Raw genomic sequence first — 14723 nt, 5'->3', positions numbered from 1 at the left:
GGCTACCGCATAACTGCTCTGAAGCCCAAGGAACGCTCCATGATTGATCCCAAGAAAATTGAACAGATTGCCCGTCAGGTGCATCAATCCATGCCAAAAGGACTGCGCGAGTTCGGCGATGATATGGAGAAGCGCGTGCGCCAAATCCTCCAACAGCAGCTCAGCCGACTGGATTTGGTCAACCGGGAAGATTTTGAGATCCAGACGCAGGTTCTGCTGCGCACCCGCGAAAAGCTGGCGCTGCTGGAGCAGCGCGTCGCCGCCCTTGAGGCACGCCTGAACGATGCCGAGGACGGGCAGGCCTAGTCCCGCCGTCCCCGTGACGCTCACCCGCCGTGCGACGCCGCGCGGCGCGGCAGCAGGAGATACAAGACCAGCAGCATCCCCAGCGCATACAGGCTCTTCACCCCCACCATCGCCAGCAGCAGCAGACACAGCACGCTGCCCGTCAGCGCCATCAGCCGGGCGTGACCGCGCAGCAGACGGCATCCGGCCAGCATGCACAGCAGATAGATCATGATGAATACGCCGTTGGCATACACGATCAGCGCATCCAGCGACAGACCGCTGAGGTAAATCAGCAGCGAGCACAGTAAACAGCACAGCATCACCGACGTCAGCGCATTGACCGGCGCCTGGCGGGCAGAGAGCTGCGCCAGACGGCTCTGCGGTCGGCGCTGCGCCTGCGACCACACCAGCCGGGCGAAGCTCTGGATATAAACGTTCAGGCTGGCAAAGCAGGCCAAATAACCGATGACGCAGGCTATCCACAGCGCATGGCGGCCAAACAGCTGCACCACAATCCCTGGCAATGACGCCGCCGCCGCCCGTCCATCGCCGAAGGCGTGAAAGTGGAGCACCGCCACGCTGCAGGCCCAGTAGACCGCCCCGGCTAACAGTAGCCCCAGCAGCAGCGCCCGCGGGAAATCACGCTGCGGATGACGAAACTCCGACGCCAGATGGGCAAAGGCCTCGAGCCCGACAAAGCACCAAAACATCACCGCCAGCGCCCCCGTCAGGGGCGAGAGCGACAGCTGCGACGGCGCCGGCCACGGGATCTGCGTCGGCGAGATCCCGCCGCGCCACCAAACGGCGGCAATCAGCAGCACCACCAGCAGCGCGATCAGGGTCTGCAGATTGGCGCTGGAGCCCGCCCCCCGCGTCCCCAGCAGCCACACGGCCAGCAGCGTAATCAGCTCAACCGCCAGCAGGGGCGCGCCCTGCCAGCCGAACAGCGCCTGCCAGAAGCCGGCGGCGATCTGCAGCGACGCGGGCAGTCCCACCGGGATCACCGACAGAAAAAGCCAGCCGGTAACCCGCGCCATGTGCGGGCCAAAGGCCTTACCGACGAAATGCGCGGCGCCACCGGCGCTGGGGAAATGACGCCCCAGTGCGGCGAAGCCGATAGCGATGGGAAAAACCAGAACGATCAATAATGGCCAGGCCCACAGGCTATCGTCGCCTGCGACCTGGGCGGCCAGCGCCGGAACCGCAAAAACCCCGGTTCCCAGCAGGGAGGTGGACAGCATCCCCACCCCCTGCACTAGCCCTAACTCCTGTTTTAACGTAGCCACTGCCCTATCCTGCCAAGACGCGATAGGCGGCTCAGTCGTTCTGACCCTGACGGATGGTATTAATGATATTGGTCGTCGAGCAGCCATCCTCGAAGTTCAGGACCCGCACGTCACCGCCGGCGGCGATCACCTCTTTGCCCCCGGCGATCTCCTCAGGCCGATAGTCTCCCCCTTTAACCAGCAGGTCAGGCAGGATCTCCGCGATAATTCGCTGCGGCGTATCCTCCTCAAACGGGATCACCCAGTCGACCGACTCCAGCGCCGCCAGCACCAGCATACGCTGAGTCAACGGGTTAACCGGACGCTCCGGCCCCTTGAGGCGGCAGGTAGAGGCATCGCTGTTCACCGCCACGATCAGGCGATCGCCCAGCCTGCGGGCATTGGCCAGGTAGGAGACGTGACCGGCGTGCAGAATATCAAAGACCCCGTTGGTCATCACCACCTTCTCGCCGCGCTGACGCGCCTGAAGAACCGCCGTTTTCAGCTCCTCTTGGGTCATCACACCAAAGCCGGTATCGGCGCGGCCGCGAATGGCATTCTCCAGCTCGATGGGAGAGACGGTCGAGGTTCCCAGCTTACCCACGACGACGCCGGCGGCGGCGTTGGCCAGGAAACAGGCCTCTTCCAGCGACGTCCCGGCGGCAATCGACGTCGCCAGCATCCCGATCACCGTATCGCCGGCGCCGGTTACGTCATAGACCTCCTGCGCCTGCGTCGGCATATGCAGCGGCGCAATGCCGCGCTGCAGCAGCGTCATTCCCTGCTCAGAGCGCGTCACCAGCAACGCCGTCAGATCGAAGCGATCCATCAGCGCCAGGCCGCGATCCACGATCTCCTGTTCGCTGTGACAACGCCCGACCACGGCTTCAAACTCAGACAGGTTGGGGGTCAGCAGGGTCGCGCCGCGATAGCGCTCAAAGTCGGTGCCTTTCGGATCGATCAGCACCGGCACGCCGGCATCGCGTGCCAGACGGATCATCGCCTGCACCGACGCCAGCGCCCCCTTGGCATAGTCAGAGAGGATCATCGCCCCCAGCTGCGGCAGCGCCTGGCGAATACGCGCCAGGATCGGTTCGGGATCGACGCCGCCGAACCCCTCTTCAAAGTCCAGGCGGATCAGCTGCTGATTACGCGACAGAACGCGCAGCTTGGTGATGGTGGGCTGGGTTGGGATCGCAACGAAGTCACACTCGACGTGCACCTCATCCAGACGCGCGCTCAGCGCGCGGGCGGCGTCATCAACGCCGGTCAGACCGACCAGGCGCGCGTTGGCGCCCAGGGAGGCAATGTTCATCGCCACGTTGGCCGCGCCGCCGGGGCGCTCTTCGATGGTTTCCACTTTCACCACCGGCACTGGCGCTTCCGGTGAGATCCGGCTGGTCGGCCCATACCAATAGCGGTCCAGCATCACATCGCCCACCACCAATACCTGGGCGCGGCGAAAATCAGGCAGGGTTACTTTCATCCCCAGACTCCTACATATCAAGATGGGCGCAATGTTATCACAATCGTCCTGATATCAATTACACTAGCAATCTAAATCTATTTACGAGAATACATTAACGATAGCCATGTCTGACAATCACGTTTACCCGCAGTTTCAGCGCAGCATGCTGCACCCCCGCTATTGGTTGACCTGGCTGGGCATCGGGATCTTTTACCTGGTGATGCTGCTGCCCTATCCCTGGCTCTATCGCCTGGGCAAGATGCTGGGGAAAACGGCGATGCGCTTCATGAAAAAGCGTGTAGAGGTGACCCGACGCAATCTGGCGCTCTGCTTCCCACAGATGCCGGCGGCGCAGCGCGAAGCGTGGGTCAGGCAGAACTTTGAGTCTGTCGGCATGGCGCTGGTCGAGACCGGCATGGCCTGGTTCTGGCCCGACTGGCGCATCCGCCGCTGGTGCCGGGTCGAAGGCGAAGAAAACCTGCGCCAGGCCAAGCAGACAGGAAAAGGCATTTTATTGATTGGAATGCATTTTCTTACGCTGGAGCTGGGCGCGCGCATCTTCGGAATGCACAACCCAGGCGTCGGCGTCTACCGCCCTAACGATAACCCGGTTCTCGACTGGCTACAGACCTGGGGCCGGCTGCGATCCAACAAATATATGCTCGATCGCCGCGATGTGAAGGGAATGATCCGAGCGTTGAAAGAGGGCGAAATCGTCTGGTACGCGCCGGATCATGACTACGGCCCGCGCAGCAGCGTATTCGTCCCACTGTTTGCCGTAGCGCAGGCGGCGACCACCACCGGGACCTATATCCTGGCCCGCATGGGCCAACCGACGCTCCTCCCCTTTATACCGCTGCGCAACGCGGACGGCAGCGGCTATACCCTGCGTATTCAGCCGATGCTGCAGGACGTTCCGCTGGACGACCAAACGACGACGGCGGCCTATATGAATCGGGTGGTGGAGCGTGAAATCATGCTGGCACCGACCCAGTACATGTGGCTACATCGCCGCTTCAAAACCTGTCCGCCGGGCGTCGCCTCCCGCTACTGAGGCCAGGCGCTCAGCGCGCCGTCCCCAGCCAGCGCTGCCAGCTCTCGCAGACCCGCGCCCGCGCATCGGCAAAGCGGGTGCTCTCCACCACCCCCGGCTGCGCCTGCAGCGCCAAATGGTGCAGCGTATTACGCAGCGTCACATAGGCATGGGTCAGCGCATCGGCCTCCGCCTGTGGCATCACCGCGTACTGCGCCATCAGTTCAAAGATGCGCACATTGTCTGACCAGCGGGTCAGGTCCGGCTGTTCGGCGCCGTAGCGCAGTACCAGATACTGCGCGATGAATTCGATATCCACGATGCCGCCGCGATCGGCCTTGATGTCAAACTGTGCCGCGTCACGGCTGCCCTGATGGGTTCGCATCTTCTCACGCATCTCAGCCACCTCGCACCGCAGCGTCGCCGCATCGCGCTCGCGACACAGGATCTCGCGGCGAATGGCGTCAAACTGGCGGTGCATCTGCACGTCGCCGTAAACCGGACGCGCCCGCACCAGCGCCTGATGCTCCCAGGTCCAAGCCTCGCTGCGCTGATAGTCGCCGAAGGCGGTCAGGGTGCTGACCAGCATACCGGCGGCGCCGGAGGGCCGCAGGCGCGCGTCCACCTCGTACAGGATGCCGGAGGCGGTACGGGCGCTAAACAGGTGCATAATGCGCTGCGCCAGACGCAGGTAAAACTGGCGCCCATCGATACAGCGAGGCCCGTCGGTCATCACCTCCGCCGGGCAGTCCAACAGAAACACCAGATCCAGATCCGAGCCATAGCCCAGCTCCCAACCCCCCAGCTTACCGTAGCCGAGCACCGCAAACCCACGCTGCCCGTGGTCAACCAGATGCGTCGGCTGGCCGTAGCGCGCCACCATTTGCTCCCAGGCCTGCTGCACCACCGCCTCGATCACCGCCTCGGCCAGGTAGGTCAGGTGATCGCTCACCTTCATCACCGGCAGCGCGCCGGCGATATCGCTGGCGGCGATGCGCAGCTGCTGCGCGTGCTTAAACTGACGCAGCGCCTCCAGGCGCTGCTCCTCATCATCCGGAATGCGCAGCAGATACTGACGCAGCTCGTCGCGGTAGGCGCCCTGATCCACCGGGCGATACAGCGTGACAGGATCGAGCAGCTCATCGAGCAGCAGCGGATAGCGAGCCAGCTGTTCGGCCAGCATCGGTGAGGCCGCGCACAGACGGATCAGCTGATGCAGCGCCGCCGGGAACTCCATCAGCAGCTCCAGATAGGTCGTGCGGGTCACGATGTTGAGCAGCAGCGGCATCAGGCGCTGCTGCAGCACCAGCGCGTCATCGCGCACGCACACCTGCGCCAGCAGCGTCGGCATCAGCGTCGCCAGCACCTCTCGCCCACGCGGGCCGATGGTGCGTTTGTCCACGTCGCGGTGAAACGCCTCCAGCGTCTGCTGCAGCCGGAGGCGCTGCGCCGGGTCGAGCTGCGGCATCAACGCGGCCAGCTCGCTCTCGTCCAAACGCTCTTGCCACAGGGGCGCAAAGCGCAGCGCCGCGTCGTCGCCGCGCTCCTCTTCATCCTGATCGTCATCGCCGATCAGCGCATTGAAGATCGCGCGCACCGCCGCCATATGCTCCTGAAGCGCCCGACTCAGCGCGGCCCAGTCCGCCAGGCCCATACCATAGGCCAGACGGGCTCGGTTGAGATCGTCCGACGGCAGGGTCTGCGTCTGCTGATCGTCGATCGCCTGCAGCAGATTCTCCAGACGGCGTAAAAAGAGATAGGCGTCGCGCAGCGCCGCCACCTGCGCCGCCGTCAGCAGCCCCAGCTCGCCGATCGCCGCCAGCGCGGGCAGCAGCGCACGCTGCTGTAGGCTGCGCTCGCGCCCGCCGCGGATCAGTTGGAACACCTGCGTGATAAACTCGATCTCGCGGATCCCGCCCGCGCCAAGCTTGATATTCTCCTTCAGCCCGCGGCGGCGCACCTCTCGGGCTATCATGCCCTTCATATTGCGCAGCGACTGGATCACACTGAAATCGATATAGCGGCGAAACACAAACGGGCGCAGCAGACGGTACAGCTCTTGCCCATAGCGATCCTGTCCTTCGCCCAGCAGACGCGCCTTCACCATGGCGTAACGCTCCCAGTCGCGCCCCTGCTCTTGGTAATAGTCCTCCAGCGCGGAAAAACTCAGCACCAGAGGACCGCTGTCGCCGAAGGGGCGCAGACGCATGTCGACCCGATAGACAAAGCCATCCTCCGTCGGCTGATCCAGGGCCTTAATCAGGCGCTGGCCGAGGCGGGTGAAAAACTGGGCATTATCCAGCTCGCGGCGGCCGCCGCGGGTGGCTCCGGACTGCGGATAGACAAAGATGAGATCGATATCCGAGGAGAAATTCAGCTCGCCGCCGCCCAGCTTGCCCATACCCAGGATCAGCAGCGGCTGGGCTTCACCGGCGGCGTTGCAGGGAACGCCCCACTCCTGACAGGCGCGATGATATAGCCAGTCGCGCGCGCCGATAACCAGCGTCTCCGCCAGCGCGCTTAGCTGGAGCAGGGTCTGCTGACAGTCGGCCTGGGCGCGGGCCTGCATCCAGGCAATCCGCGTCAGCATGTAGCGACGAAACAGGCGCAGCGCCTGCATCAACGTCGCCTCATCCTGCACCTGCGCCAGGCGCTCCGCCAGCCATCCGGCATACTGCTGCCACTCCTGCACCTGCGGCGGCAGCTGCTGCAGCTGCTGCCACCATGCGGGATACGCGGCCAGACTGTCGGCGACAAAGTCGCTCAGCGCCAGCGCCGGCAGCGCCGCCGACGTCGCGTCCCGCAGCCGCGCGGCCTGACGCGCTCCCTGACTGTGCAGCAGCGCCGGCAGCGCCCGAGTCTCAGACATATTCACTCCCTGCTGAATGCGGCGGCGCCAACGCCGCCTGGATTAGACCGTCGCCCGCGCGCGGCGGGATATCACCGCATTAATGCGCGCCGTTGCGCCAAAAGGCCGGCTGATGCAGCGCCTGCGCGCAGGCGGCCTCCGCTGTCACCGCGGCGGGATGGACAATGGCCTGCGCCAGCGTCTGCCACGGCGCCAGATAGTCCTCTACCGCCGCCTCGCCATATGCGCCGCCCAGCAGGCGGATCGCCAGAATCTGGTGCTGCAGACGCGGCAGTTTATCCTGATACTCCTGGGGGTGACGAACCTGAGCGAACAGCGCCTTCAGTTCAGCGCCGCAGCGTCCCAACATGATGTCGGCAAAGCGCTTGAACGAGCCGGACAGCTTGGCGCTTCCCGCCGCATCGAGATAGGCTCGCCAGCCAGACTCGGCTAACCAGCGAGTGAGCGCCCACTGGGTGGTCAGGGATTCCCGGCCATAGCACAGCGTCTGCGCTACGCACGTCGGCTGCTGTATCTGCTCCTCCAGCGCGCTCAGACCGGCGCGCAGCGTCGCGCTGGCCTTACGCGGCACGATACCGCCGAAGAGGGTCAAACTCTGCCGCAGCGCCGTCAGCGCCTCCTGGATTCCGCCCCGGGACGCCGCGTCGCCCCGCAGCCAGGCCTCCTCATGGTATTGCCAGTGCGCCAGGATCTGCGTCAGCGCGGCAGACATCCCCTGTTCGACGCTGGCGCGGGCCGCGGGCCGTAGCAGCGGAAACGCCCGCCGCCGCAGCGCGGCATTGCCCGCCGCCAGGCGGTAGCCGCGGGCGGCCTTACTCATGGCCCCCATCCGGATCCCCTCCAGCGTCAGCAACTGTTCGGCAAAAGCGAACAGATCGTCCCGCTCGCCCCGCAGCAGCTCCAGCTCGATCTCATGCAGCGCCTCGCTCTCCCCCGCGGCGCGAATGTCGCCCCGGTCAAGCGCCACTTCAATCTGACTTTCACGGTAGGTCACCTCCCACCGCTCCCGCTGAAAGTCGGTCGAGAACAGCGGCTGCAGCGCCGTCTGCAGCGCATCGACGTCGCAGCCCTCCGGCCACGCCTGCGCCGGAAAGCGGCGGAGATCCAGCTGCGGGGCATCCAGCGCAACGTTATACTCCGGGCGCTGATGCAGGCCGCCGACGTCGCTGCCGGCGGTCTTCAGCGTCATCTCATAGGCGCCGTCGCAGCCGCGGATCCGCAGCCCCATATCATGGCGACGCAAAGTCTGGCTCGCCGTCTCATAATAGATATTGCTCAGTGTCTGGGCGGGCGTATGCTGAAGAGGCCAACGGGCCAGGCTCGCGGGCAATGCGTGTACAGCGGACGGGAGGGCGATGAATTTCAGTTCAATTTCCACGGTCATTTTTTCTGTCATATTAAGGTTTTACCGAGGTGTTCAGCATTGCTCGGTAAAAAATGTAAAAACGGTGTCCAATGCCGGGCACATCAGTTACCATGCGCACCTTTCTGACGAACTATGCGCAGAAAACCATCAATTTAAGGTGCATGAGTGATGCCAGTAAATACTATTTTAGGCTTGTTTGCCAAGTCTCCGCTCAAACCGCTTCAAGAGCACGCCAGCCGCGTGCACGAATGCTGTAGCCTGCTGGTTCCCTTCTTTGCCGCCACCGCGCAGCAGCAGTGGGATCAGGCACAGGAGATCCGTGAACAGATCTCCAATCTGGAAAAACAGGCCGACACGCTGAAGCGCGAAATCCGACTGAAATTACCACGTGGTCTTTTTCTGCCGGTCGATCGCGGCGATATGCTGGAGCTGGTTACCCAACAGGATCGTCTGGCCAACCGCGCCAAAGACATCGCCGGTCGGGTCATCGGCCGCCGGTTGCAAATCCCCGCCGTCATGCAGGCTGACTTTGTGAGCTACCTGCAGCGCTGCCTGGATGCGACCGCGCTCTCCAGCAAGGTTATTCACGAAATGGACGAGCTGCTGGAGACCGGCTTTCGCGGCCGCGAAGCCGATCTGGTCGAGCAGATGGTGATGGAGCTGGATCATATTGAGGATGATACCGACCATCAGCAGATCCTGTTACGCCAGACCCTGCTCTCCCTTGAGCATCAGCTCAACCCCGTCGACATTATGTTTCTCTATCAAATCATTGAGTGGGTCGGCGGCCTTGCCGATAAAGCGCTGCGCGTGGGTTCCCGACTGGAACTGATGCTGGCCCGTAGTTAATCACCACACCCGGACACAATAGATGGAAATCATTGCCAATCACGGCTCATTACTGATCATAGTGGCGGCCTTCTTTGGCCTGCTGATGGCTATCGGCATCGGCGCCAACGACGTCGCCAACGCGATGGGAACCTCCGTAGGCGCCCGCGCCGTTACCATCCGTCAGGCGATCGTCATCGCCATGATCTTCGAGTTCGCCGGCGCCTACCTGGCCGGCGGTGAAGTCACCCAAACTATCCGCAGCGGCATCATCGATACCAGTGCCTTCGCCGGTCATCCCCAGACGCTGGTCTTCGGGATGATGGCCTCGCTGCTGGCCGCCGGCATCTGGCTGATCGTCGCCTCGCTGATGGGCTGGCCGGTCTCCACCACCCACTCTATCATCGGTGCCATCATCGGCTTTGCCTGCGTCTCGGTCGGCCCTGAAGCGGTCGAATGGGGCGGCGTGAAGGGTATCGTCGGCAGCTGGATCATCACACCGCTGATCTCCGGGGTGGTGGCCTATGGCATCTTCCTCAGCGCCCAGCGGCTGATCTTTAACACCGAGAACCCGTTCGCTAACGCCCGCCGCTTTGGCCCGGTGTATATGTTCCTGACCGCGCTGGTTATCTCACTGGTCACCATCAAGAAAGGGTTAAAGCACGTCGGCCTGCACCTGACGGACGGCGAGACCTGGCTGGTTTCACTGCTGGTGTCCCTGCTGGTCATGCTCGGCGGCTATCTGTATCTGTCGCGCAAATCCTTTACCGATGACGCAGACGAGCAGGATCACTTCCGCGGCGTTGAGCGGGTATTCAGCCTGCTGATGGTCATCACCGCCTGTGCCATGGCCTTTGCCCACGGCTCTAACGACGTCGCCAATGCCATTGGGCCGCTATCTGCCATCGTCGCCATCGTACGCGATCCGAGCGTACTGGCCGGCACCTCCCCCATCGTCTGGTGGATCCTGCCGCTGGGCGGTATCGGTATCGTCGTGGGTCTGGCGCTGATGGGCCGTCGCGTCATGGAAACCGTGGGAACCGGTATTACCGATCTGACCCCGAGCCGTGGCTTTGCCGCTCAGTTCGCCACCGCCTCAACGGTGGTGATCGCCTCCGGCACCGGCCTGCCGATCTCCACCACCCAGACGCTGGTCGGCGCCGTGCTAGGCGTCGGCTTTGCCCGCGGCATTGCGGCCCTGAACCTTAACGTGGTACGTAACATTGTCGCGTCATGGATTGTGACCCTGCCCGCGGGAGCCGCGCTCTCCATTGCCCTGTTTTATCTGCTGCAGGCGGTCTTCGGCTAATTATCTGCCTATGGCGCCAATAAGTAGCAATAAACCGGTCGCAGAGTCTCCCTCTGCGGCCGTTTTTTTTATAACCGCTACCGCGCCAGACGCCGGAGCTACGCGATAAATAGCTCGGACAGTTCTCATTTTAAGATTTTTCATTGCCTCACTGTATACTTCCCCTTACTATCAGCCCAATTCCCTCAACCAACGAACCGATTATCGCCATGCACCTATTCCGCCGGTTACTCCTGCCCCTGCTCAGCCTCTGTCTGGCCTTTCAGAGCCACGCCGAAGAACAGCGCTTTATTTCCGATGCGCTCAGTACCTATGTACACAGCGGGCCGGGTAACCAATACCGCATCGTCGGCACGATCAACGCAGGCGATCCGGTCACGCTGCTGGGCATTAATCAACAGAGCCAGTTTGCCCAGATCCGCGACGCCAAAGGGCGCAGCGTCTGGCTTCCCCTCGATCAGCTCAGTAACCAGCCCAGCCTGCGCACGCGCGTACCGGCGCTGGAGGCGCAGCTCTCAGCCCTGACGGCCAAGCTCAGCCATATCGACGGCGAATGGCAGCAGAAAACCGCAGAGATGCAGAGCAAAGTCGCCGGCAGCGACGATGCGATCGCCCGCCTGCAGGCGGAGAATCAGCAGCTGCGTCAACAGCTGAGCAGCGCGCAAAAAAGCCTCGGCGCCCTCAACTCGCAGCTGGATGACAAAAAGCGGGCCATTATCCTGCAGTGGTTCCTGTACGGCGGCGGCGTCGCCGGCGCTGGCCTGCTGCTGGGCCTGCTGCTCCCGCGCCTGCTGCCCCGGCGCCAAAAAGCGCGCTGGATGAACTGATCCCCCACAACGCCGCCGCCCGCGGCGTTTTTTCTTTTCTCTGGGGCGGCCGATTGCCGTCCATGAACGCTTGCAGTAACATGAGATTAACATTTAATCGGCTCTCTACCGAGGTTGGCACGTGAAGACATATCTGGTCGGTGGCGCCGTACGCGACAAGTATCTACAGCTTCCTACCCAGGATCGTGACTGGGTCGTCGTCGGCGCGACGCCGCAGGCGCTGTTGGCACAGGGCTACCAGCAAGTCGGCAAGGATTTCCCGGTATTTCTGCATCCGCGTAGCAAAGAGGAGTACGCCCTGGCGCGTACCGAACGCAAGGCGGGCCAGGGCTACACCGGCTTTAGCACCTATTTCGCCCCAGACGTTACCCTAGAGCAGGATCTGCTGCGGCGCGATCTGACCATCAATGCGATGGCGGAAGACGATGAAGGTCAGCTGATCGATCCCTACGGCGGCCTGCAGGATCTGCGGCAGCGTCAGCTGCGCCACGTCTCGGAGGCCTTTGTCGAAGACCCGCTGCGCGTGCTGCGCGTCGCCCGCTTTGCCGCCCGCTTCGCTCCGCTGGGTTTTCAGGTCGCCGCGCCGACGCTGGCGCTGATGCAGCGAATGAGCCAGCGCGGCGAGCTGGCCCACCTGACGCCGGAGCGGGTCTGGCTAGAGACGGAGAAAGCGCTGTCCGGCCCCGCGCCGCAGGTTTATTTCCAGGTGCTGCGCGACTGCGGCGCATTGGCGGTGCTGTTCCCCGAGATCGATCGGCTGTTCGGGGTGCCGGCCCCCGCCCAGTGGCACCCGGAGATCGACACCGGCATCCATACCCTGCTTACCCTGGCCATGGCCAGCCATCTGAGCGACGACGTCGCCGTGCGCTTTGCCGCGCTGACCCACGATGTGGGCAAGGGGCTGACTAACCCCAATTTTTGGCCCCACCATCACGGCCATGGGCCGGCAGGCGTACGCCTGGTGCGGGAGATGTGCCAGCGCCTACGCACGCCAAACCCGGTGCGCGATCTGGCGCTGCTGGTCGCCGAATATCACGATCTGATCCACACGGTGGAGCGCCTTCGCCCCGCGACGCTGCTCAAGCTGCTCGACACCATTGACGTCTGGCGCCGTCCCCAGCGCCTGCAGCACATGATCCTGTGTAGCGAGGCCGACGCCCGCGGGCGCACCGGTCTGGAGGAGCAACCCTACCCACAGGCTGACTATCTGCGCGCCGCCTACCACCAGGTCGCACAGGTTGCCGTACGCGAGGTTATCGCCGACGGTTTTCAGGGGGCTGCGATTCGCGAAGAGCTGCAGACGCGGCGTCTACAGGTGCTCAAACGATGGAAAGCCGCCCAGGAGGCGGCCTTAAACGCGGAATAGCGGAGAAAACGGCAGCGGGCATCCGCCCGATCAGCAGAAGACCAGGTAGACCGCCGCCGCCACAATAAAGCGATAAATGGCGAAAGGCACAAAGGAGATCCGCTTGATCACGTTCAGGAAGGTCTTGATCGCGATCAGCGCCACGACAAACGCGGTAACAAAACCCACGCTGAACATCGGCAGATCGCCCAGCGACAGATAGGGCAGGCTTTTGTACAGCTCCAGCGCGCTGGCGCCCATCATCATCGGCACAGCCAAAAGAAAGGAGAACTCTGACGCGGCGTAGCGGCTCACGCCCATCAGCATACCGCCGGAGATCGTCGCCCCTGAGCGGGAAAAGCCCGGCCACAGCGCCAGGCACTGAAAGCAACCGATCATAAAAGCCTGACGGTAGGTGATATCATCCAGCCCGACCGCCCGTGCCTGCGCCGGCTTGAGCCACTCAGCGGCCAGCAGCAGCAGACCGCCCACCACCAGGGCGTAGGCCACCGTCAGCGGGGTAAACAGGCTCTTGATAAAATCATGGAACAGCAGCCCCAGCACTACCGCCGGGATCATCGCCAGCACAATATGGCCCAGCTTCAGCTGCCCCTGACCGCACCCTTCGCGCGCCACCGGGCGACCAAAGTGGATGCCGATAAGTCCAAACAGACGGCGCCAGAACATCACCACCACCGCCAGGATCGAACCCAGCTGGATAATCACCTCAAACGTTTTCGCCTTATCCCCTTCAAAGCCCAGCCAGTGGCCAACAATAATCATATGGCCGGTGGAAGAAACCGGTAAAAACTCCGTCAATCCCTCGACAACGCCCAGAATAAACGCATTAAGCAGCGTATGCAGATCCATATACTCTCATTCTCTTCTTAGTACAGACGGCCTGTGGGCCGTAAAACGTTAAACGTCTGCCGTGCGGCAACCGCGCTCAATCACCACCCCAACGCTGTGTGCCTGGGCGACCGCGCCCGGCTTGCTCACCCGCAGGCGAACCCAGGGGGTGTTAAAGCGCGCCATCAATAGGGCAGCAACCTCTTCGGCCACCCGCTCGACCAGGGCAAAGCGATTCGGCTCTACGTGCTGTAGGATAGCCTCGCTCACCTCAGCATAGCTCAGGCAGTGCGCCACATCGTCGCTCTGCGCGGCGCGGCGGTTGTCCCAGCCCAGCTCGACATCAAACACCAGCCTCTGACGGATCGTCTGCTCCCACTCAAATACCCCGATCGTGGTGACGACGGTCAACCCTTCGATAAATACGATGTCCATCACGCGATTCCCGTTTTTTAGCCTGCTTCGGATACCACTTCTTGTAGAATGTGCGTATTATCCACAGATATCCGACGCTGTCGCGCACTAATCCATGCTGCGGCATGGGTGACCAGTCAGCGGGCGTACGGCGGCTCAACACCCTGATTTCTCTTTTACTCAAGACGGAGATGAATCCATGAGTGCGACTGCGTTAGGCATGATCATTTTCGCCTACCTGTGCGGCTCCATCTCCAGCGCCATTCTGGTTTGCAAAGCGGCCGGACTCCCCGACCCAAGGGAAAATGGTTCTGGTAATCCCGGAGCAACCAACGTGCTGCGCATCGGCGGCCGCTTAGCCGCCGCCGCCGTGCTGATCTTCGATGTGCTTAAGGGAATGATCCCGGTCTGGCTGGCCTATAAGCTCGAGGTGTCCCCCTTTTATCTCGGTCTGACGGCCATCGCGGCCTGCCTGGGCCATATTTACCCGGTATTCTTTCGCTTCCGCGGCGGTAAAGGCGTCGCCACCGCCTTTGGCGCCATCGCCCCCATCGGCTGGGATCTGACCGGGCTGATGGTCGGCACCTGGCTGCTGACCGTGCTGCTGAGCGGGTACTCCTCCCTTGGCGCCATCGTCAGCGCGCTGATCGCCCCCTTCTACGTCTGGTGGTTTAAGCCGCAGTTTACCTTCCCGGTGGCGATGCTCTCCTGCCTGATCCTGGTGCGTCACCACGACAACATCCAGCGTCTGTGGCGTGGAAAAGAGGGGAAAATCTGGAAGAAAAAGGGCGCCAAAGGCGCCCAGGATAGCGAGAGACAGGCCACGCCTCCCCGCGATGACGAACCGCCGACGCCGCGCTAA

At 62.9% G+C, this 14723-nt stretch carries 13 protein-coding genes; 7 read left to right on the top strand and 6 right to left on the bottom strand.

Annotated features, from left to right (window positions below; translation table 11 throughout):
* The first annotated feature begins 39 nt into the window (after window positions 1-39).
* On the top strand, window positions 40-306 hold the full coding sequence (gene ubiK, locus BRD58_RS02605) for a ubiquinone biosynthesis accessory factor UbiK (RefSeq protein ID WP_012847343.1): 267 nt from the start codon (window positions 40-42) through the stop codon (window positions 304-306).
* Between the two features lie 20 nt (window positions 307-326).
* On the opposite strand, the gene yjeH is transcribed toward ubiK, so the two are convergent.
* On the bottom strand, window positions 327-1574 hold the full coding sequence (gene yjeH / locus BRD58_RS02600) for an L-methionine/branched-chain amino acid transporter (protein ID WP_069578159.1): 1248 nt from the start codon (window positions 1572-1574) through the stop codon (window positions 327-329).
* Between the two features lie 31 nt (window positions 1575-1605).
* Entirely contained in the window at window positions 1606-3039 is a 1434-nt protein-coding gene (gene hldE, locus BRD58_RS02595; protein WP_069578158.1) for a bifunctional D-glycero-beta-D-manno-heptose-7-phosphate kinase/D-glycero-beta-D-manno-heptose 1-phosphate adenylyltransferase HldE, read from the bottom strand.
* A 106-nt stretch (window positions 3040-3145) separates the two neighbouring features.
* Here hldE and BRD58_RS02590 point away from each other — a divergent pair, with 106 nt between their 5' ends.
* Window positions 3146-4075: a Kdo(2)-lipid IV(A) acyltransferase gene (locus BRD58_RS02590; protein ID WP_012847340.1), complete on the top strand. Its 930-nt coding sequence runs from the start codon at window positions 3146-3148 to the stop codon at window positions 4073-4075.
* 10 nt (window positions 4076-4085) lie between these two features.
* On the opposite strand, the gene glnE is transcribed toward BRD58_RS02590, so the two are convergent.
* A complete protein-coding gene (glnE, locus tag BRD58_RS02585) occupies window positions 4086-6923 on the bottom strand; it encodes a bifunctional [glutamate--ammonia ligase]-adenylyl-L-tyrosine phosphorylase/[glutamate--ammonia-ligase] adenylyltransferase (protein ID WP_073381526.1) in 2838 nt (945 codons plus the stop codon).
* A 79-nt stretch (window positions 6924-7002) separates the two neighbouring features.
* Complete coding sequence (locus BRD58_RS02580; RefSeq protein WP_109579755.1) at window positions 7003-8307, bottom strand: CYTH domain-containing protein; 1305 nt, start codon at window positions 8305-8307, stop codon at window positions 7003-7005.
* Window positions 8308-8457: 150 nt separating this feature from the next.
* Here BRD58_RS02580 and BRD58_RS02575 point away from each other — a divergent pair, with 150 nt between their 5' ends.
* The 4 genes from BRD58_RS02575 to BRD58_RS02560 all read left to right on the top strand — a co-directional run bounded on the left by BRD58_RS02575 (window position 8458) and on the right by BRD58_RS02560 (window position 12619).
* On the top strand, window positions 8458-9138 hold the full coding sequence (locus BRD58_RS02575; RefSeq protein WP_012847336.1) for a TIGR00153 family protein: 681 nt from the start codon (window positions 8458-8460) through the stop codon (window positions 9136-9138).
* 22 nt (window positions 9139-9160) lie between these two features.
* Entirely contained in the window at window positions 9161-10426 is a 1266-nt protein-coding gene (locus tag BRD58_RS02570; protein ID WP_012847335.1) for an inorganic phosphate transporter, read from the top strand.
* Between the two features lie 209 nt (window positions 10427-10635).
* Window positions 10636-11253 (top strand): TIGR04211 family SH3 domain-containing protein, encoded by a 618-nt coding sequence (locus tag BRD58_RS02565; RefSeq protein ID WP_012847334.1) that lies wholly within the window; start codon window positions 10636-10638, stop codon window positions 11251-11253.
* A gap of 121 nt (window positions 11254-11374) precedes the next feature.
* Window positions 11375-12619, top strand: coding sequence for a multifunctional CCA addition/repair protein (locus BRD58_RS02560; RefSeq protein ID WP_012847333.1), 1245 nt, complete (start codon window positions 11375-11377; stop codon window positions 12617-12619).
* A 30-nt stretch (window positions 12620-12649) separates the two neighbouring features.
* Here the strand turns inward: BRD58_RS02560 and bacA are convergent, their stop codons facing one another.
* Complete coding sequence (gene bacA / locus BRD58_RS02555) at window positions 12650-13468, bottom strand: undecaprenyl-diphosphate phosphatase (RefSeq protein WP_069578152.1); 819 nt, start codon at window positions 13466-13468, stop codon at window positions 12650-12652.
* Between the two features lie 48 nt (window positions 13469-13516).
* Window positions 13517-13882 (bottom strand): bifunctional dihydroneopterin aldolase/7,8-dihydroneopterin epimerase, encoded by a 366-nt coding sequence (gene folB / locus BRD58_RS02550; RefSeq protein WP_012847331.1) that lies wholly within the window; start codon window positions 13880-13882, stop codon window positions 13517-13519.
* A 178-nt stretch (window positions 13883-14060) separates the two neighbouring features.
* On the opposite strand from folB, the gene plsY reads away from it, so the two are divergent.
* Window positions 14061-14723 (top strand): glycerol-3-phosphate 1-O-acyltransferase PlsY, encoded by a 663-nt coding sequence (gene plsY / locus BRD58_RS02545; RefSeq protein WP_012847330.1) that lies wholly within the window; start codon window positions 14061-14063, stop codon window positions 14721-14723.

The organism is Edwardsiella piscicida, from assembly GCF_001896205.1.
GTDB classification, from domain to species: Bacteria; Pseudomonadota; Gammaproteobacteria; order Enterobacterales; family Enterobacteriaceae; genus Edwardsiella; species Edwardsiella piscicida.
The sequence above is the reverse complement of the archived record's forward strand: the minus strand, read 5'-3'. Positions and strand labels throughout refer to the sequence as shown.